Source organism: Acidovorax temperans, assembly GCF_028596105.1.
Classification (GTDB): Bacteria; Pseudomonadota; Gammaproteobacteria; order Burkholderiales; family Burkholderiaceae_C; genus Acidovorax; species Acidovorax temperans.
The window spans coordinates 15,517-33,092 of sequence record NZ_CP117193.1; the positions used below are offsets into that span (position 1 = coordinate 15,517).

Sequence of the window (17,576 nt, forward strand, 5' to 3'; positions counted from 1 at the left end):
TTTGATTTCCCCCGACCGCCAGGTGCCTGCACGACCTTGCGGAATGCCAGAAGTTTGTGGACTTTATTAAGAAAGAGTAGCGGAGATGCAAACGCCACTTCGTAAAGACCTGGAAACGCCCCTTCGTGGCGTGCGACCCAACATCGTGCAGTCCATTCGCGCCTTTCGCGTGCAAGACCTGCAGGATGCCGCCACTTCCATCGGTCACCATTTTCTGTATGCCAATTTGGCTCATGCACAGACCAAGCAGGATGTGCTGGATCTGATTGCCACGCAGTTCACCTTTCCAGCGCACTTTGGCAAGAACTTTGATGCGTTGTATGACTGCATGACAGACCCCTTGCACAAATCGGGCCCACAGCCTGGTTTCATCGTGGTGCTGGAACAGATTCCTACGACCGCCAAGTTCGACAAGGAAGCGCGCGAGCAGCTGCTGGACATCTTCCGCGACGCGGCGGACTACTGGAGCGACCGGAAAATTCCCTTCCGGTGTTTCTATTCTTTTCTGTAGCCCGTTCTGCATCCAACAGCCAGGCAGAACGGGCGAACGAGGCTAGTGAAGCACCCAAAGTCCAACGGATTGAAATTGCAGCAGAGCCCGAAGAGAAGATGCCTACCGACAAACTGGTCGACGTGTCGCCCCTGGCATTGCGCATGAGCAGCCCGTTCAATGCGGGGTATTGGCTCAGCGCAGCATAGCTCGGTTCATCCCCCTGAGGCGCTATGCGCCTTCCCCCTTCTCTCTGCGCGCTTCGCGCTCCGGGAATGGGGACGACACCAGCGCGGCGGGGCGGCCCTTGCGCGGTGTCTCTCGCCTTGGCCGCGCCAGTTGCGAAGGTGAGTGACAACATTGGCGCGAGCGACTGAAGCCCGGGATCTGCTCCCAGCCTGTTTCGTTCACACCCATTGATGCTCGACTGACGGATTTGGCATCGCATCAAGACCGGTGCGATGTTGGTGGGCTCATCTGCTGCGCGACCAGCCTGAGCCCCTAGACTTTCCCAATACTGATCAAATTGGTCGCTACCGCTTGTCCCACAAGCGCTAGCAGCTATCAATTTAAGAGCAAATTTACACCTGCTGCGCCAGTGCCACGTATTCGTCCACGGGCACTTCTTCGGCGCGGCGTTGCGTGTCGAAGGTTCCGGTGAACTGGCGCTCTTCCAGCCAGCGGCCCAGGGTGTGGCGCAGCAGCTTGCGGCGCTGGCTGAAGGCGACTTGCACCAGCTCTTCCAGCAGCGCGACGTTCACCGGCGCGGGTGCCTCGCGCGGCACCATGCGCACCACGGCGCTGTCCACGCGGGGGGGCGGGTCGAAGCTCTCGGGCGGCACGAACAGCACGTTTTCCATGGCGTAGCGCCACTGCAGCATCACCGACAGCCGGCCGTAGTCGCCCGTGGCGGGGCTGGCCACCATGCGGTCGATCACTTCCTTTTGCAGCATGAAGTGCTGGTCCTGGATGGCGTCCACATGTTCCAGCAAGTGGAACAGGATGGGCGTGGAGATGTTGTACGGCAGGTTGCCCACCACACGCAGGCGCAGGGTGGGCTGGTTCAGGCGCTCACGGAACGTCTGAGCGAGTGCGGTGAAGTCCACCTTGAGCACGTCCGACTCGATCACATCCAACTGCCCGTGCGAACGCAGCCGCGCAGCCAGATCCCGGTCCAGCTCGATCACCGTGAGGCGGCCAAGGCGTTCCACCAGGGGCTGCGTGAGGGCGGCGAGACCGGGGCCGATCTCGACCATGGGGTCGCCCGGCTGGGGGGCAATCTCCTGAACGATGCCGTCGATGATGCCCTGGTCGGACAGGAAGTGCTGCCCGAAGCGCTTGCGTGGGATGTGTTTCATGCCCTTCATTGCGGGGGCTCGCGGTATTCCACGTAGGCCCGGCCACGCAGTTCCTGCGCCCAGGTGGCGTAGGCTTCTTCCAGCTTTTTCTCGCGCACGGCGTCGCGCATCATGTCGCGCTGCTCGCGCTGGTTCAGCTTGGCCTCGCGGCGGTCCACCAGCTGGATCAGGTGCACGCCAAAGCGCGATACCAGGGGCTCGCTGATTTCGCCGGGGCGCAGGGTGCTCAGGGCCTGTTCAAACTCAGGCACGTAGCGGCCGGGGTTGGCCCAGCCCAGATCGCCGCCCTGCTTGGCGCTGCCGTCTTGCGAATGTTCGCGTGCCAGCGTCGCAAAGTCGGCCTGACCCGCCTGGATGCGGCGGCGGTATTCGTTCAGGCGCTCTGCAGCCGCGGCTTCGGAGAGCTGGGGGCCGGTGCGCAGCAGGATGTGGCGGGCGTTGGTCTGCACGACCGTAGGCCCGGAGCCTGCAGCGGAGCGTTCCACCACCTTGAGGATGTGGAACCCGGCGGGCGAGCGCACGGGGCCCACCACGCCGCCCACGGGCAGGTTCTGGGTGGAGGTGACGAACAGCTCGGGGTAGCGGTCGGTCGGCCGCAGGCCCAGCAGGCCGCCATCGCGTCGGCCTTCGGGGGCGTCGGAATACTCCCGGGCCACCTTGGCAAAGTCTTCGCCCGCGCGCACCTTGTCGGCCGCCTGCTGGGCGCGGGCCTGCCGCTCGGCCACCACGTCGGGGCTGGCGTCTTCGGGCACCCGCACCAGCACATGGGCCAGGTTGATTTCTGCCGCGCTGACTTCGCTGCCCTGCTGTTCACGGATGAACTGGTCAATGTCGAGGTCGCTCACGCGGACCTTGGCATCCACCTCGCGCTCACGCACGCGCTGAAGCAGCAGCTGGTTGCGCAGCTCTTCACGGAAACGGTCGCGGTTCAGGCCTTCGCTGACCAGGCGGCGTTGCAGCTCGCTCACCGTCAGGCCGTTTTGCTGGGCCACGGCCGCCTCGGCCTGGTTGACGGCGTAGTCGTCCACCTTGAGGTTCATTTCGCGGGCCAGTTGCAGCTGGGCCTTTTCCTGAATGATGCGTTCCAGCACCTCGCGGGCGATCAGCTCCCGTGAGGGGCGGGGGGCGTTGCCACCCTGCTGTGCCAGTTGCTGCTCGATGCGGGCCACGCGCGAACGCACTTCGTAGTTGGTGACGGGCTCGGAGTTGACGATGGCCACGATGAAGTCGGCCGAGCGGGGGCCGGTGTCTGCCGCAGAAGGGGTGGGCAGTGCCAGGGGCGCCTTGCCGGCTGGTGCGGCGGCGCCCGGGGTTTGCGCCAGGCCCTTGCTGGCGCCACTGGAGGGGCGCAGCCCCTGCGCCAAGGCGCTTTGGGATGCGAGGCAGGCCAGGCTGGCCGCCAGGGCCAAGGTCATCACGCGGTGGTTCATGGCTTTGTTGGTTTAGTCGTAGTTGCTGAAACGGCTGGGCGCACTGACCTGGTCTCGCAGGTACTGGTAGCGCGGCACGTGTTGCTTGAAGGTTTCCAGCGGGCTGGAGCCAAGGCTCAGGCGCGAGAAGCCCACAAATTCGATCTGGAAGAGCAGCCGGGTGTTGGAGGTGGAGGTGCTGTTTTGCAGGCGTTCGAGCACCACGCGGCCAATCCAGCAGCAGCTGTCGTACTCCAGGCCCACCACGGTGTCCACCAGCTTGCGGTCCTGCATGCTGTAGTTCAGGCGCGCCACGCTGTACCAGCGGCCGCCACCTTGCCCGCGCCCGGCACCCAGGTCCTGGCCCTTGTCGCCCCACAGGTCGTTCAGCGGCCATTGCCAGCCGATGTCGATCTGCTCGCTGGTGCCGCGCTGGAAGCGGTAGGCGGCGCTGACGGTGCGGTAATTGCTGGGGCTGTAGCGGGCGCTGAGGGTAGAGCGGATGGAGCGCTGCGTCTTGGGGTTGTACTGCACCAGCGAGTCAAACGCCCACTTTTGCGTCCAGTTGATGCCCGCGCCCACCAGCACGTCCGACAGGCGCTCGCTCACCGGTGCCATGCCCGGCAGGGTCACGTCCTGGTCGGAAAAGCGCAGGCGCTGGGCCACGCCAAAGCGCACGTTCTCGGCCCCGGTGTCCGGGTCAAGCAGGCGGGTGGTCACGCCCAGCGTCAGCAGGTTGTTGTCGGCGATGCGGTCATTGCCGCCATAAGCGTTCTCGGTGTAGACCGTGGCGAAGTTGAAGTCGTTGGCGGCGGTGTCATACACCGGCAGGCGGCTCTGGTCGCTGAAGGGCGTGTAGGTGTAGAAGGCCCGGGGCTCCAGCGTCTGCAGGAACGAGCGGCCGAAGAAATTCGCGTCGCGCTCAAACACCAGCCCGCTGTCCACACTGAACGTAGGCAGGGTGCGGCTGGCCGAGCGCGAGCCGTTGGACAGGGCACTGTCGAACTGGTACTGCGTGGTGTGCAGCTGCAGCTTGGGCGTGACGAAGCCGCCGGGCGACAAGAAGGGGCGGCTGATCTGGGCCAGTGCGTACGAGCGGTCGGCATTGGGCTGGCCGGTCAGCGCGCGTGCCGCTTCAAAGCGCGTGGTGTCCAGCTCCACACTGGCGTCCAGCCCGCCGGGCAGGGCGGATGGCGTGTAGCGCCAGCTCAGCTGCGGCATGCGGTCATACGGCGGGACGATGGGCGAGGTGACATCCTGCAGGGTTTGCCACTTCAGGGTGCGCACCTGGGCCGAGAAATCGCCCGAGCCCCAGCTCAGCATGGCGTCGTTGGGCAGCAGGCGCTGGCGCAGCGGCTCTGAGGCGCGGCCAAAGTCGCGCCAGTAGTTGTCGTCGCTCACGCGGTTGAGGTTCAGGTTCAAACCCAGCCCGCCGATGCTCGAATCAATCACGCCCTGGTGCTTGGCGGTGATGCCCCAGCGTTCGCGGTCGCGCAGGCGGTCGCTGGGCATCACGTCGGCGTTGATTTCGCCCTGGTACGTGGGCTCCAGGTAGCGGAACTCGCCGCCCAGGTTGGCGCCGCGCTTGGACATGAGCGCCGCGCGCAGCGTGGCGTCGCGGTTGGGGGCAATGTTCCAGTAATAGGGCTGTGTGTAGTCCAGCCCGTCGCGGCTGTCCAGCCCGATGGTGGGCGGCAGCAGGCCGGACTTGCGTTTGTCCGACAGCGGGAAGGTGATGTACGGAATGGGCAGCACCGGCACGCCCTGGAACTCCAGCACCGCGCCCTCGGCCGTGCCCACCTCTTCCTCGTTGTCGATGCGGATCTTGTCAGCGCGCAGCACCCAGGCCGGGCTCCAGCTGGCTTCGTTATCGCGCTGGCAGGTGGTGTAGGTGGCGCTGTGCACCAGCGCGCGGTCGCGGTCAATGAAATCGACTCGGTTCGCCTCGCCGTGGGCCTGGGTGGCCAGCAGGCGGTAGCGGGCGTCGGTGAAGAAGCCTTCAAACGCATCCACCCGCAAATCCAGGGCCGAGCCTTCGTAGCTGTTGCCTGCGCGGTTGATGCGCACGTTGCCGCGCGCCTTGGCCAAGTCTTCAGGCACGTTGTAGTCGAGCCGGTCGGCGCGGATGACGGTATCGCCCCGGCGCAGTTCGGCGTTGCCTTCGATGGTGGCGTTCAGATCCGTCTGGCCGCTGATGCGGTCACCGGTGACGAACACCGGCAGTTGCGTGCGCACTGATTCGGGAATGGTTTCCTGCAGCGCGGGCGACTTGCGCAGCGTCAGCGGCTCGTCCCAGGCGCTGGGGGCGGCGGCCTGCGCCTGCGCGGCCAGCGGCAGCCCGCACCAGGCCAGCGCAATGCAATACGCCAGGGCCCGGGGAACGGGCGGGCGCAACCGCAAAGCGGCTGCCGCAGCGGGCCGGGTCCGGGGGGGGGAGGTCTGCGCGGTGATGGGCTGGCTGCGTGGCACGTGGGCGTTGGGGGCGAGGGCAGATGGAATCACCCGCGCCGGCCGCAGTGGCCACGGGGCGGGTTTTAAAATCCGATTATCCATGAGCCACCCCTCTTCCCCCCTTTCTCCTTCCCGCCCTGATTCTTCCGCCGCTGGCAGCGCTGCTGCGCCTGCCCCGGTGGTCTGGGCCGACCCTGCCCGCCGTGCGGCTTTTGAGGCCTGGCTGGCCCCGCTGGTGGCCAGCCACCAGCTGCTGCCGGCCACGCTGCGCCCCGCCTCGGCCGACGCGAGCTTTCGTCGCTACCTGCGCATCGACACGGCCCAGGGCGCCAGCTGCATCGTCATGGACGCCCCGCCCGACAAGGAGAACTGCCGACCCTTCGTGCAGGTGCAGGCCCTGATGGCCGAGGCCGGGCTGAACGTGCCGCAGATCCTGGCCTGGGACGAAGCCGCGGGCTTCATGCTGCTGACCGACCTGGGCAAGCAGACCCTGATCGAGCTGCTGCAGCCCGAGAACCCCCAGGCCGCACTCCAGTGGTATCTGCAAGCCACCGATGTGCTGCTGGACTGGCAAAAGGCCTCGCGCCCCGGCGTGCTGCCTGCGTACGACGAGCCCTTGCTGCGCCGCGAGCTGTCGCTGTTCCCAGACTGGTACCTGGCCCGTCACCGCGGTGTGACGCTGACCGACAAGCAGCAGGCCACGCTGGACAACGCCTTCAACCTCATCGTGGCGCACAACCTGGCCGCGCCCAGCGTGTTCGTGCACCGCGATTTCATGACCCGAAACTTGATGGTGCCGCTGCAAGAAGGCGGCCCCCTGGGTGTGCTCGACTTCCAGGACGCCGTCTACGGCCCCATCACCTATGACATCGCCAGCCTGCTGCGCGACGCCTTCATCAGCTGGGAAGAGGAATTCGTCATCGACGTTACCGTGCGTTACTGGGAAAAAGCCCGCAAGGCCGGGCTGCTGGGGGCCAACAGCGCCAGCGGCTGGGGTGCGGACTTTGGCGAGTTCTACCGCGCGGTCGAATGGATGGGCCTGCAGCGCCACTTGAAGGTGGCCGGCATCTTCGCCCGCCTGACCCTGCGCGACGACAAGCCCAAGTACCTGGCCGACGCCCCGCGCTTTTTGCATTACATCCGCTCCACCGCCAACCGCTACCGCCAGCTGGGCCCGCTGCTGCAATTGGTGGACGAGATCGAAGGCACCACGCCCGTCACCGGTTTCGCGTACGGCCGTATGTGAGGCTGTCCTTCTGGTTTTGAGTCAAATTGGCCTCCAGCGCTTATTGAGCAAGCGGTGGCAGCTATGAAAGTAATAGTAGATGCCCCGCTTCCACTGCCCCGCTAACCTGGCCCCCGGTGCCGAAATCGACCTGCCCCCCGGCGCTGCGCGCCATGTGCAGGTGCTGCGCCTACAGCCGGGCGATGGCATCACCCTCTTTCACGGTGGGGCCGACGGCCCTGGCGGTGAATTCGAGGCCACCGTGCTGCGCATGGGCCGCAGCGACGTGCGGGTGCAGGTGGGCGCCCACCACGCCATCGAACGCGAGGCACCCCGCGCCATCCACCTGGTGGCGGGCATCACCGCCAACGAGCGCATGGACTGGCTGGTCGAAAAAGCCACCGAACTGGGCGTGGCCAGCATCACCCCGCTGGTGGCCGAGCGCAGCGTGCTCAAGCTCAAAGGTGAACGGGCCGACAAGAAGCTCGCCCACTGGCAGGCCGTGGCCGTGGCCGCGTGCGAACAATGCGGGCGCAACCGCGTGCCCGTGGTGCACGATGCGGTGGATTTGGCGGGCTGGGTGCGCGCCCACCCGCAGCCGCCTGCAGACCCTGCAGCCCCCCTGCGCCTGCTGCTGTCGCTGCGCGAAGGCACGCGCCCCCTGCTGCAGGCCGCGGCCGGGGCGGGCCCGGTGTGGTTCCTCTCGGGCCCTGAAGGCGGCCTGAGTGCCGCTGAAGAAGCCCTGGCCGTGCAGCACGGCTTTGCGCCCACCACGCTGGGCCCCCGCGTTCTGCGGGCCGAAACCGCACCGCTGGCCGCCCTCGCGGCCCTCACGCTGGCCTGATTCGTCCATCGACCTGGCGCTTGCAGCGGCGCAGGCGGTCATGGAATGGCGTTGCGCCAGGGTGTAAGCCCTGCTTGCCCTAGGGGCCGTGCTCCGTAGAATTTGTAGCAAGCACCGCCAGGGATGTCCTGCATAACCCTCGCGAGTCGGTGATAGTGCGGATCGGGATGGGCCACAAGGCATCTTTTTGCAGCCAATAGCCGGGCTATTGGCAAGAAAAGCAACGCAGTGGACTGCCCGAGGCCGCGCTATCACAGACCGCAGGGAGTTATGCGGACATCCCTAGGGCTGCAGCGCGCCGCGCACAGCCAAGCGCCGTGCCGCTATCGACCACGCGACGGAGACACCCCTTTGCAGCTGCGCCCCTATTTCCGCCGTTGGGCCGACTGGATGCTGACCACCGACAAGCGCCAGCGCATCCGCCTGGCCATGTCGGGGCTCGCGGCGTTGCTGATGGTGTGCTGCCTGGTGGTGATGAACTCTGTGGCCGCTGCCGGCCTGGCCTCCACGTTCGAGGTGCGCGTGTGGACGGCCTGCTCGGTGCTGGGGCTGATTGCGGTGTACGCAGCCATTCGCAGCGGCTGGTCGCGCCGCTTCAAAGACCCGGCCCTTACCCTGGCGCAGATCCTCTAAGCCGTCACCTGCTGTGCGGCGGCGTTTGTGATCGCCGGGCCTGCGCGGGGCGTCACCTTGCCCATCCTGGCCATCATCCTCATGTTCGGCATCTTCGGGCTCACCACCCGGCAGATGCTGGGCGTGCTGGTCTACAGCCTGGTGGCGTTTGGCGTGGCATCGGGCGTGGTGGCCGCGCGCGACGAGCCTGATTACCCCACCGTGGTCGCTGCAGCCTACGTGGGCATGGTGGTCGTGGTGCTGCTCAGCAGCACCTTCCTCACCACCCGCGTGCAATCCACCCGCCAGCACCTGCGCCGCCAGAAGGCCGAGCTGGCGCGGGCGCTGGAGCAAATCCGCCAGCTGGCCACGCACGACGACCTGACCGGCGTGCTCAACCGCCGCGCCATGCTCGATCGCATGCAGCTCGAGCAGCGCCGCAGCCTGCGCAGCAGCTCGCCGCTGCTGATTGCCCAGCTGGACATTGACCACTTCAAGGCCGTCAACGACACCCACGGGCACGCCGCTGGCGACCTGGTGCTGCAGAGCTTTGCCGACACCGTGCGCCGCAATGTGCGCGACACCGATGTGCTGGCCCGCTGGGGTGGCGAAGAGTTTGTGCTGCTGCTGTGCGACACCCCCGCCGCAGACGCCGTGGACCTGATGGAGCGCTTGCGCCAAGCCGTGCAGGCCATGCAGGTGCCAGTGCCGCAGGGCGATGGGCCCATCACCGTGACGGTGTCCATTGGCCTGGCGCGGCACACCCCTGCCCATCCCTTGGCGGGCACCCTGGAGCGTGCCGACCAGGCGCTCTACGCTGCCAAGGCCGGGGGGGCGCAACCGCGTGGTGCCTGCACCTTGCCTGCGTTGATGCCTGTCATCGGCATGCGGTAGCGTGGGCCCCTGTGGCGCTGGGCCACAATGCCGCCTCGCAGCGCCTCACCTATCCCCTGGCCGTTTTCACCTTCGCTCCCATGACCGAAAGCACCTCTCCGTCTGAATTCCAGTGCGACACCCACGGCCCTGCCGAGGCCACCTACCTGTGCGCCCACCTGCTGGAGCAGCCGGTGCAGACCTGGTATTGCGACCCACCTTCTGCCGACAAGCCCCACCCCGATGCCTGGTGCGCCGCGTGCGAACGGCTGTTCCAGCAAGAGGGTGAATGGAACGAGCGCAATGAAGGCGGGCTCGACATCCGCGCCGTGTGCCACCACTGCTACGAAGATGCCCGCGCCGCCAGCGTGAAGGCCATGTCCTCCGAAACCCAGGCCCTGTGGGTGGATGCCGTCACCGCCTGCCATGAACGGCTCTCCGAACGCCAGGCGCTGCTCTCCGCCACACACAAGCTGGCCACCCACGAGCGCTGGGATTACGACCAGGAAAGCGCCACGCTCACCTTCTCCAACGCGGGCGTGCCAGCGGTGGTGGCCGATGTGGAGTTCATCGGCTCCATCTCGAACACCAGCGGCACCTGGCGCTGGTCGTGGGCCAACTTCCACCTGCACCCCAACGTGGTGGGGCGCATCAGCGCCGTGCGCGAATACGGGCGGGAACACCACTTTGCCCCGCTGGTGGTGCCGCAGTGGAAGGCCGATGTGGTCGATGCCTGGGAGCTGGCGGGCGTGGCCGCCTATGTGCTCGAGGCCCAGGGCGTGTACCGCGCGCCCACCGACAACGGCTACCTGTTCATGGCCATCATGGGCATCCGCAGCGCTGCGTAGGCGGGCGGGTCAGCCCGCCTCTTCCGCGTCTGCCGGAAACCGCACACTGAAGCGCGCCCCTGGTGGGTTCTGGCCGGGGTGGGCGTCTTCCAGCAGCACCTCGGCATGGTGCTTGGCCGCAATCTCCATCACGATGGGCAGGCCCAGGCCCGAGCCATCGGCCTCGCTGCCCAGAGCCCGGTAAAAGGGCTGGAAGACCAGCTCGCGCTCGGCCTCGGGCACGCCGGGGCCCGAGTCTTCCACCTGCAGCATCAGCACCTGGCCAAAGGTGTCGGCCAGCACGCGGGCCGTGACCACGCCCGGCTTTTCGGCGGTGGACGGGGTGTAGTTGATCGCGTTGTCCACCAGGTTGCGCACCAGCTCCTTGAGCAGCGTGGGGTTGCCGCTGAGCTGCACACCGGGCGAGCCGGGCTCGGCACCGTCGTAGCCCAGGTCGATGTGCTTGTCCATCGCGCGGGGCACGGAATCGCGCACCACCTCGATCGTCAGTTCGGCCAGATCACACGGCTGGCGGGCAATGCCTGCGCCGCTGCCCTCGGCCCGCGCCAGCGCCAGCAACTGGTTCACGGTGTGCGTGGCGCGGATGCTGGAGCGCCCGATGTGCTGCAGCGAGCGCTTGAGTTCTTCCGTGCTCGTGCCCTCGCGCTGTGCCAGGTCGGCCTGCATGCGCAGCCCCGCCAGCGGCGTTTTCAGCTGGTGGGCCGCGTCGGCCAGAAAGCGTTTTTGCGTGGCCAGCGACTCGTTCAGCCGCGTGAGCAGGTCATTCACCGACGACACCAGTGGCGCCACCTCCAGCGGCACGGTGCGGTCGTCCAGGGGCGAGAGGTCGTCGGGGCTGCGCGCGCGAATGCGCTGTTCCAGCTGGTTCAGCGGCTGAATGCCCCGCGCCAGCGCCAGCCACACCAGCAGCACCGCCAGCGGCAGGATGACGAACTGCGGCAGCATCACGCCCTTGATGATTTCCGTGGCCAGCACGCTGCGCTTTTCGCGCGTCTCGGCCACCTGCACCAGCGCCAGCGGCCCGCCCTGCAGCGGCAGCCGCACCCAGATGTAGGCCACGCGAATGTCCACCCCGCGCAGCTCCGCATCGCGCAGGCGCACTTCGCCGGGCAAGGGGGTTTCTTCGGCGGGGGGCTCGGGCAACTCGCGCTCGCCCGAGAGGAATTCACCCCCCGGCCCCATCACCTGGTAGTAAACGATGTCGGAATCATCTGCGCGCAAGATCTCGCTGGCCGGCTGCGGCAGGTTGAACTGCACCCCGCCCTTGCCGCCGTCTGCGGGCACGCCCACCAGCTGGGCCAGGGCGTGTGCGTTGTATTCCAGCGCGCGGTCAAACGGCTTGTTGGCCAGGCCCTGCGCCACCAGCCACGTCAGCGCCAGGCTCACCGGCCACAGCAGCAGCAGCGGCGTCAGCATCCAGTCCAGGATTTCGCCGAAGAGGGAGCGCTGCTCGCGCTGGAAGATTTTCAAGATTTAAAGCCTTTTAGCCTTTGGCGCTTGTCTGCAAAGCGCTGGCAGCTATCATTTTTGATGCAATGGGCTTCTGGGCTACGTACCGCCGTTGCCGCTGACACTGGCGCGGCCCAGGCCAGCGCACCCGTGGAGCTGGCTTTGCCAGGCCACCGGGTGCGTCCCCTTGGGGGGAAGGCGCAAAGCGACTCAGGGGGGCCTCCTATCCAGGGATCTTTTCCAGGCAGTAGCCCAGCCCGCGCACCGTGGCAATGCGAATCGGGCCCTTCTCGATCTTCTTGCGCAGGCGGTGGATGTAAACCTCAATCGCGTTGTTGCTCACCTCTTCGCCCCACTCGCACAGGCGCTCCACCAGCTGCTCCTTGCTCACCAGGCGGCCGGCGCGCTGCAGCAGCACCTCCAGCAGGCCCAGCTCGCGGGCCGACAGCTCCACCATCTTGCCGTCAATGGTGGCTACGCGACCGGCCTGGTCGTACACCAGCGGCCCGTGCTTGATGGCACTGCTCGCCCCGCCCATGCCCCGGCGCGTGAGGGCACGCACCCGCGCTTCCAGCTCCTGCAGGCTGAACGGCTTGGCCATGTAGTCGTCCGCGCCATAGTCCAGCCCCTTCACCCGCTCTTCCACGCTGTCGGCCGCCGTGAGGATCAGCACCGGCAACGCCGAGCCCCGGCCACGCAGCTTCTTGAGCACTTCCAGCCCATGCATCTTGGGCAGGCCCAGGTCCAGAATCAGCAGGTCAAACTCGTTGTTGGTCAGGAGCGCCGCATCGGCCTCACTGCCACTGGCCACATGGTCCACCACCGCCCCCGAAGCCCGCAGCGTGCGCAGCAGGCCATCGGCCAGCACTTGGTCGTCTTCGGCGATAAGGATGCGCATGGGGTGTCTCCTGGGGCGTGGACAGCGCTGCTCAGACTTCGCAGGCTGCATAGTTTTGTGGATTTTAGGGCGGCGAACGTGGAGCTATTGGGGGCCGGTTAGTTCGCTACAACCATTCGGTTGTGCTTCGCACATCAAGAGTTTTCTGGCAAGACTTCAATGTCTTGAATATCTTGCATGATTGAGATGTTCTCGCGGCTGTCGTGCCATTTGGGTCCGTCGAAAAGGCGCAAGTCGCACTCGAACTACTCAAGTCTGCTGTTTTAGAGCTCGCTCAAGCCAACCCCGATGGCATCACGAATTCCGACACGGCGAAAACCCTGGGATTGCAGAGCAACTACTTAGGTGGCTCGAAAGACTACCTGTCATGGAGCCTACTTGGTCTTCTCGTGCAAGAGGGAAAGATGGTTCGTGGCGATCACAAGAAGCACAAGGCGACGGTTAAATGAATTCTTCTTTCGTCCTTTGACGTGCTCCAACTGGGCATTTGAGCCGCCTTAACCCCCGCGCGGATCCGTCGCCAACAACTTCTCCGTCAACGCCTTTAAATCCGCCTGCAGCCGCGCCATGCCCTCCGGGTGGATCGCCAGCGTGCCTTCGTCCATGTACAGCTTGCGGTTGATCTCCAGCTGGATGCTGTGGCGGTGCTGGGCGGGGGCGCTGTAGCGGCGCACCAGTTCCACGCCTTTGTAGGGGTGGTTGTATTCCACGCTGTAGCCGCGCTCTCGCAAGTGGTCGCACACCAGGGCCGACAGGGCGGGGCTGGCGGTGGTGCCGTCGCGGTCGCCCACCACAAAGTCGGCGTGCACCAGGCCCGGAAAGTCGGTGGCGTGGCTGGCCGAGATGGCGGGCATGGAGTGGCAGTTGATGTGGATGCTGTAGCCGTGGCGCGCGTGGGCGGCGTCTATGGCCTGGGCCACGGCGGCGTGGTAAGGACGCCAGCAGCGGTCGATGCGGGCGCGCACCTCGTCTACGCTGAGCAGGCGGTCGTAGATGGCTTCGCCTTCGTCGGTGAACTTCCAGATCAGGCCCTTGCCCAGGCGCACTTTGTTCAGCACGGCGGGGTCTGTTGCGACTGCGTCGGGCCAGGGGGCGTCGAGCAGGGTGGTGTCCAGCTCCAGGGTGTCGCGGTTGGCGTCCAGGTAGATGCGGGGGAAGTGGGCCTCGACCCAGGCCACGCCCAGGGCGGGGGCGAAGGCGTAGATTTTTTCGACGTGCGTGTCTTCGGCGCGGCGCAGGGTGGGCAGGCTGCAGGCGGAGCGGAAGTCGGCCGGGTAATGGGTGCCGCTGTGGGGCGAGTCAAACACCAGGGGCGTGGTGCCGGGTACGGTGCTGACCATGGCGGGCTGCCCAGGCGTGCCGGTGGCACCGGGCTGGGCTTGCTGGAGGGGTGGGTGCATCAATGGGAAGGCTGCATGCATAGGCAAGGCTGTGTGGGTGGGGGTGGCTGGCCGGGCCGCCCGGACCGGCATTGGGGCATGGACTGTGTTGCCCAGTATGCCGGTTTGTGGCCAGGGGGGGTGATGGGGTTAGTTGGGGGGCATGGGTCAGTCGCTGCCCCCCGCATAGGCCTCCAGTCCAATCGCCACCACGGTGGCAACGTCGTTGCCCACTTCGGCGCGGAACTCTGCTTCGGCCTGCGTTACCGCATCCCGAAACCCTTGCAGCCACGCCAGTCCGGTGGGGGTGAACAGCACGCGGCGCGCCCGGGCATCGTGCGGGTCGGGCCCGCGGGTGACCAGGCCCCAGGCCTCGCACTGGTCTACCAGCTGCGCCATGGATTGCTTGGTCATGCCCGCTCGCTGGGCCAGGTCGGTCAGCCGGTCGCCCCCCAGGGACAAGTGCCGCGTGAGGTGGATGTGCGCGGCGCCCACCTGGTCGCGTGCGGCCAGGTTGGACAGGGCCAGGGGCACTTCCACATTGCGCGCCATGAGCTGCAGCACCCGTGCATCAAAGCGCCGCATGGCGTGGCCCAGCAGCCGGCCCAGGTGGGTCTGGCGCCAGGCATCGTCAGGCGGGGTGGTGCCGGGGGGCGTGGGGTGCATGGTGGGCTGCCAGTCGGTATCTGGAGGGGGTTGGTAGATGGTAAGGCAAACTGACTAAAAAATTGTTTACTTGGTCATTTTGCGCATCTACATTACTGGTCAAGCAGCCAGTGCTGTTGTTAATAACAGTATTTTGATCACTGGCCCACCGATCACTTCGTTTTATTCAGGAGCCCTTCCATGGACGTCAAAGGTACCAACCCCGCCCTGCCCGTGAACACCGAAAAGGCCAAGGCCTTGGCCGCAGCGCTGGCGCAGATTGAGAAGCAGTTTGGCAAGGGCACCATCATGCGCCTGGGTGAAGGCGAGGCCATTGAGGACATCCAGGTGGTTTCCACTGGCTCGCTGGGCCTGGACATTGCGCTGGGCGTGGGTGGCCTGCCCCGTGGCCGTGTGATCGAAATCTATGGCCCTGAGTCGTCGGGCAAGACCACCCTGACGCTGCAGGTGATTGCCGAGATGCAAAAGCAGGGCGGCACCTGCGCGTTTGTGGATGCCGAACATGCGCTGGATGTGCAATACGCCCAGAAGCTGGGCGTGCAACTGTCTGACCTGCTCATCAGCCAGCCCGACACCGGCGAGCAGGCGCTGGAGATTGTGGACAGCCTGGTGCGCTCGGGCGCTGTCGATTTGATCGTGGTGGACTCGGTGGCTGCGCTCACCCCCAAGGCCGAAATCGAAGGCGAAATGGGCGACGCCCTGCCCGGCCTGCAGGCCCGCCTGATGAGCCAGGCGCTGCGCAAGCTCACTGCCACGATCAAGAAGACCAACTGCACGGTCATCTTCATCAACCAGATCCGCATGAAGATCGGTGTGATGTTCGGCAGCCCCGAAACCACCACGGGCGGCAATGCGCTGAAGTTCTACGCCTCGGTGCGTCTGGACATTCGCCGCACCGGCACCATCAAGAAGGGCGACGAAGCCATCGGCAACGAAACCAAGGTGAAGGTGGTCAAGAACAAGGTCAGCCCCCCCTTCAAGACGGCGGAGTTCGACATCCTGTTTGGCGAGGGCATCAGCCGCGAGGGCGAGATCATCGACATGGGCGTGAGCGCCAAGATCATCGAAAAGAGCGGTGCCTGGTATGCCTACAACGGCGAAAAAATCGGCCAGGGCCGCGACAACGCCCGCGAGTTTCTGCGCGAGAACCCCGACCTGGCGCATGAGATTGAAAACAAGGTCCGTGAGCAACTGGGCATCGCCCTGTTGCCTGCGGCATTGGCGGCAGCCAGTGCTGCAGACGAGGCGTAAGCCGAGTGGACCGCAGTTTCACTAAAACAAGGTCCGTGAGCAACTGGGCATCGCCCTGTTGCCTGCGGCATTGGCGGCAGCCAGTGCTGCGGACGAGGCGTAAGCCGAGTGGACCGCAGTTTCACTAGAACAAGGTGCGCGAAGGCTTGGGCATTGCCCTGTTGCCCGGCGCGCTGCAGGCTCCTGCTGCTGCTGGTGAGTGAGCGGCTGCGCCTGAGTTTTTGATTCAAATAGCCTGCCAGCGCTTGCCAATCAAGCGCTGGCAGCTATCAAAACCGAAGCATTCCATCTGCCATGGGTTTCACCACGCTATCGCTCACGGGTCGCGCGCTGCGCTTGCTGAGCCAGCGGGAGCATTCACGGGCCGAGTTGCAGCGCAAGCTCGGCCCCCATGTGCAAGAGGGCGAGGATTTGAATGCGGTGCTCGATGGCCTGCAGGCCAAGGGCTTCATCAGCGAGGAGCGGGTGGTCGAATCGGTGTTGAACCGGCGCGCCAGCCGCTTGGGCTCGGCGCGCATCCGGCAAGAGCTGCAGGCCAAGGGCTTGGGTGCAGAGGCGGTGCAGCAAGCCGTGGCCCGGCTGCAAGATACTGAGCTGGAACGTGCCCGCGAGGTGTGGCGCCGCAAGTTTGGCGAGCCTGCAGCAGACCCGCAAACCCGAGCCAAGCACATGCGGTTTTTGCTGGCCCGGGGGTTTTCTGGCGACGTGGTGCGCCGTGCGGTGCAGGGCACTGAGGATGGCGACGAGGATTGAGTCCGTGGATGCGCAATGCATCCACGCCCGGCGCCAAGGGGCGTTTTAAACGCCCAACATCAATTGCAGGTTTTGCACGGCAGCGCCGCTGGCGCCTTTGCCCAGGTTGTCCAGGCGCGCCACGGCCACGGCCTGGCGGTACTGCTCGTTGGCAAACACGCGCAACTCCAGCTTGTTGGTGTCAGCCAGCGTGTCGGCGGCCAGCTTCAAGTCATCGGTGGGCGGCAGCACGCTCACCCACTGTTCGGGTGTGTTGGTGCGGCGGTAGTGGCTGGCGAGCGCGTCGTGCAGGTCGCTGGCCTTGGGCGCGCCGGGCAGCAAGTCCAAATGCAGCGGCAGTTGCACCAGCATGCCCTGGCGGAAGTTGCCCACCGCCGGGATGAACACCGGGCGGCGTGTGAGGCCGGTGTAGCGCAGGATCTCTGGAATGTGCTTGTGGGCCAGGCCCAGGGCATAGGCTTCGTACGGCGCGGCCGTGCCTGCCTCATAGGCTTCGATCATGGTGCGGCCGCCACCCGAGTAACCCGACACCGAGGGCAGGCTCAAGGGGTAGTCGGCAGGAATCAGGCCCGCATCCACCAAGGGGCGCAGCAGTGCGATGGCGCCCGTGGCATAGCAGCCAGGGTTGGAAACGCGCGAGGCTCCGCGCACGGCCTGGGCTTGCGCGGCGGCCAGTTCTGGAAAGCCGTACACCCAGCCATCGGCCGTGCGGTGCGCGGTGCTGGCATCAATCACTTTCACCGTGCGGCCCGTGCTGCGCTCGATCTCATCGACCATGGCCACGGTCTCGCGGGCTGCGTCGTCGTGCAGGCACAGCACCACCAGGTTCACGTCCGCAATCAGGTCGCGCTTGGCGGCGGGGTCTTTGCGCAGTTCGGGGGCAATGCTTACCAGCTCGATTTGCGGCATGGCTTGCAGGCGTTCACGGATCTGCAGGCCCGTGGTGCCGGCTTCGCCATCGATAAAGACTTTGGACATGGGGGTGTGCTCCTGCGAAAAAGAGAGGGGGCTGCGACAGGCGCCTGCCCTGTATGACTTGCCCGGGTGCGTGGGGGCCGTAAGTTTCCCAC

Annotated in this window: 17 protein-coding genes; 9 read left to right on the top strand and 8 right to left on the bottom strand. The window is 66.0% G+C overall.

The genetic code is table 11. The features are described 5' to 3' along the window. The first annotated feature begins 85 nt into the window (after positions 1-85). A complete protein-coding gene (locus tag PQV96_RS00075; protein ID WP_044395098.1) occupies positions 86-511 on the top strand; it encodes a barstar family protein in 426 nt (141 codons plus the stop codon). 560 nt (positions 512-1,071) lie between these two features. Here the strand turns inward: PQV96_RS00075 and rsmA are convergent. From rsmA to PQV96_RS00090, 3 genes are read right to left on the bottom strand one after another with little or no spacing between them, the layout of a single operon-like run. Further along, the gene (gene rsmA, locus PQV96_RS00080; RefSeq protein WP_207373559.1) at positions 1,072-1,848 is read right to left on the bottom strand and encodes a 16S rRNA (adenine(1518)-N(6)/adenine(1519)-N(6))-dimethyltransferase RsmA; all 777 of its coding nucleotides are present in this window, start codon (positions 1,846-1,848) and stop codon (positions 1,072-1,074) included. Between the two features lie 5 nt (positions 1,849-1,853). Continuing rightward, the gene (locus tag PQV96_RS00085) at positions 1,854-3,278 is read right to left on the bottom strand and encodes a peptidylprolyl isomerase (RefSeq protein ID WP_207373560.1); all 1,425 of its coding nucleotides are present in this window, start codon (positions 3,276-3,278) and stop codon (positions 1,854-1,856) included. A 12-nt stretch (positions 3,279-3,290) separates the two neighbouring features. Beyond that, positions 3,291-5,810, bottom strand: a complete 2,520-nt coding sequence (locus PQV96_RS00090; protein WP_420482173.1) for an LPS-assembly protein LptD — start codon at positions 5,808-5,810, stop codon at positions 3,291-3,293. Between PQV96_RS00090 and PQV96_RS00095 the strand changes: the two genes are divergently transcribed. The 5 genes from PQV96_RS00095 to PQV96_RS00115 all read left to right on the top strand — a co-directional run bounded on the left by PQV96_RS00095 (position 5,809) and on the right by PQV96_RS00115 (position 10,110). Next, the gene (locus PQV96_RS00095; RefSeq protein WP_273624186.1) at positions 5,809-6,954 is read left to right on the top strand and encodes an aminoglycoside phosphotransferase family protein; all 1,146 of its coding nucleotides are present in this window, start codon (positions 5,809-5,811) and stop codon (positions 6,952-6,954) included. The genes PQV96_RS00090 and PQV96_RS00095 overlap by 2 nt on opposite strands. Positions 6,955-7,033: 79 nt before the next feature. Beyond that, positions 7,034-7,777, top strand: a complete 744-nt coding sequence (locus PQV96_RS00100) for a 16S rRNA (uracil(1498)-N(3))-methyltransferase (protein ID WP_273624187.1) — start codon at positions 7,034-7,036, stop codon at positions 7,775-7,777. A gap of 270 nt (positions 7,778-8,047) precedes the next feature. Then, positions 8,048-8,410, top strand: coding sequence for a hypothetical protein (locus PQV96_RS00105; RefSeq protein WP_273624188.1), 363 nt, complete (start codon positions 8,048-8,050; stop codon positions 8,408-8,410). Positions 8,411-8,437: 27 nt separating this feature from the next. Then, the gene (locus PQV96_RS00110; protein ID WP_273624190.1) at positions 8,438-9,283 is read left to right on the top strand and encodes a GGDEF domain-containing protein; all 846 of its coding nucleotides are present in this window, start codon (positions 8,438-8,440) and stop codon (positions 9,281-9,283) included. An 80-nt stretch (positions 9,284-9,363) separates the two neighbouring features. Further along, entirely contained in the window at positions 9,364-10,110 is a 747-nt protein-coding gene (locus tag PQV96_RS00115; RefSeq protein WP_273624191.1) for a DUF6882 domain-containing protein, read from the top strand. A 9-nt stretch (positions 10,111-10,119) separates the two neighbouring features. On the opposite strand, the gene PQV96_RS00120 is transcribed toward PQV96_RS00115, so the two are convergent. Further along, a complete protein-coding gene (locus PQV96_RS00120; RefSeq protein ID WP_142082680.1) occupies positions 10,120-11,580 on the bottom strand; it encodes a sensor histidine kinase in 1,461 nt (486 codons plus the stop codon). A 202-nt stretch (positions 11,581-11,782) separates the two neighbouring features. After that, positions 11,783-12,457: a response regulator gene (locus PQV96_RS00125; RefSeq protein ID WP_044395087.1), complete on the bottom strand. Its 675-nt coding sequence runs from the start codon at positions 12,455-12,457 to the stop codon at positions 11,783-11,785. 203 nt (positions 12,458-12,660) lie between these two features. Between PQV96_RS00125 and PQV96_RS00130 the strand changes: the two genes are divergently transcribed. Continuing rightward, entirely contained in the window at positions 12,661-12,906 is a 246-nt protein-coding gene (locus PQV96_RS00130) for a hypothetical protein (protein WP_207373564.1), read from the top strand. Between the two features lie 48 nt (positions 12,907-12,954). Here PQV96_RS00130 and PQV96_RS00135 read toward each other — a convergent pair whose 3' ends face one another. Next, positions 12,955-13,878, bottom strand: coding sequence for an N-formylglutamate amidohydrolase (locus PQV96_RS00135; protein ID WP_420482174.1), 924 nt, complete (start codon positions 13,876-13,878; stop codon positions 12,955-12,957). A gap of 126 nt (positions 13,879-14,004) precedes the next feature. Continuing rightward, a complete protein-coding gene (locus PQV96_RS00140) occupies positions 14,005-14,502 on the bottom strand; it encodes a MarR family winged helix-turn-helix transcriptional regulator (RefSeq protein ID WP_044395080.1) in 498 nt (165 codons plus the stop codon). A 180-nt stretch (positions 14,503-14,682) separates the two neighbouring features. Between PQV96_RS00140 and recA the strand changes: the two genes are divergently transcribed. Beyond that, positions 14,683-15,753, top strand: a complete 1,071-nt coding sequence (gene recA, locus PQV96_RS00145) for a recombinase RecA (protein WP_044395078.1) — start codon at positions 14,683-14,685, stop codon at positions 15,751-15,753. A gap of 294 nt (positions 15,754-16,047) precedes the next feature. Then, positions 16,048-16,506 carry a recombination regulator RecX gene (recX, locus tag PQV96_RS00150; protein ID WP_273624193.1) on the top strand — a complete coding sequence of 153 codons (459 nt, stop codon included), beginning with the start codon at positions 16,048-16,050 and terminating at the stop codon, positions 16,504-16,506. Positions 16,507-16,551: 45 nt separating this feature from the next. Here recX and argC read toward each other — a convergent pair whose 3' ends face one another. Then, positions 16,552-17,484 (bottom strand): N-acetyl-gamma-glutamyl-phosphate reductase, encoded by a 933-nt coding sequence (argC, locus tag PQV96_RS00155; RefSeq protein ID WP_273624194.1) that lies wholly within the window; start codon positions 17,482-17,484, stop codon positions 16,552-16,554. Between the last annotated feature and the right edge of the window lie 92 nt (positions 17,485-17,576).

Excerpts from the sequence above, each read along its gene's own strand:
- PQV96_RS00085 (WP_207373560.1), bottom strand. The coding sequence starts at position 3,278 with ATGAACCACCGCGTGATGACCTTGGCCCTGGCGGCCAGCCTGGCCTGC.
- PQV96_RS00125 (WP_044395087.1), bottom strand. The coding sequence starts at position 12,457 with ATGCGCATCCTTATCGCCGAAGACGACCAAGTGCTGGCCGATGGCCTG.
- PQV96_RS00140 (WP_044395080.1), bottom strand. The coding sequence starts at position 14,502 with ATGCACCCCACGCCCCCCGGCACCACCCCGCCTGACGATGCCTGGCGC.
- PQV96_RS00135 (WP_420482174.1), bottom strand. The coding sequence starts at position 13,878 with ATGCATGCAGCCTTCCCATTGATGCACCCACCCCTCCAGCAAGCCCAG.
- PQV96_RS00095 (WP_273624186.1), top strand. The coding sequence starts at position 5,809 with ATGAGCCACCCCTCTTCCCCCCTTTCTCCTTCCCGCCCTGATTCTTCC.
- PQV96_RS00090 (WP_420482173.1), bottom strand. The coding sequence starts at position 5,810 with ATGGATAATCGGATTTTAAAACCCGCCCCGTGGCCACTGCGGCCGGCG.
- PQV96_RS00100 (WP_273624187.1), top strand. The coding sequence starts at position 7,034 with ATGCCCCGCTTCCACTGCCCCGCTAACCTGGCCCCCGGTGCCGAAATC.
- PQV96_RS00075 (WP_044395098.1), top strand. The coding sequence starts at position 86 with ATGCAAACGCCACTTCGTAAAGACCTGGAAACGCCCCTTCGTGGCGTG.
- PQV96_RS00115 (WP_273624191.1), top strand. The coding sequence starts at position 9,364 with ATGACCGAAAGCACCTCTCCGTCTGAATTCCAGTGCGACACCCACGGC.
- recA (WP_044395078.1), top strand. The coding sequence starts at position 14,683 with ATGGACGTCAAAGGTACCAACCCCGCCCTGCCCGTGAACACCGAAAAG.
- recX (WP_273624193.1), top strand. The coding sequence starts at position 16,048 with ATGGGTTTCACCACGCTATCGCTCACGGGTCGCGCGCTGCGCTTGCTG.
- rsmA (WP_207373559.1), bottom strand. The coding sequence starts at position 1,848 with ATGAAACACATCCCACGCAAGCGCTTCGGGCAGCACTTCCTGTCCGAC.
- PQV96_RS00105 (WP_273624188.1), top strand. The coding sequence starts at position 8,048 with ATGCGGACATCCCTAGGGCTGCAGCGCGCCGCGCACAGCCAAGCGCCG.
- argC (WP_273624194.1), bottom strand. The coding sequence starts at position 17,484 with ATGTCCAAAGTCTTTATCGATGGCGAAGCCGGCACCACGGGCCTGCAG.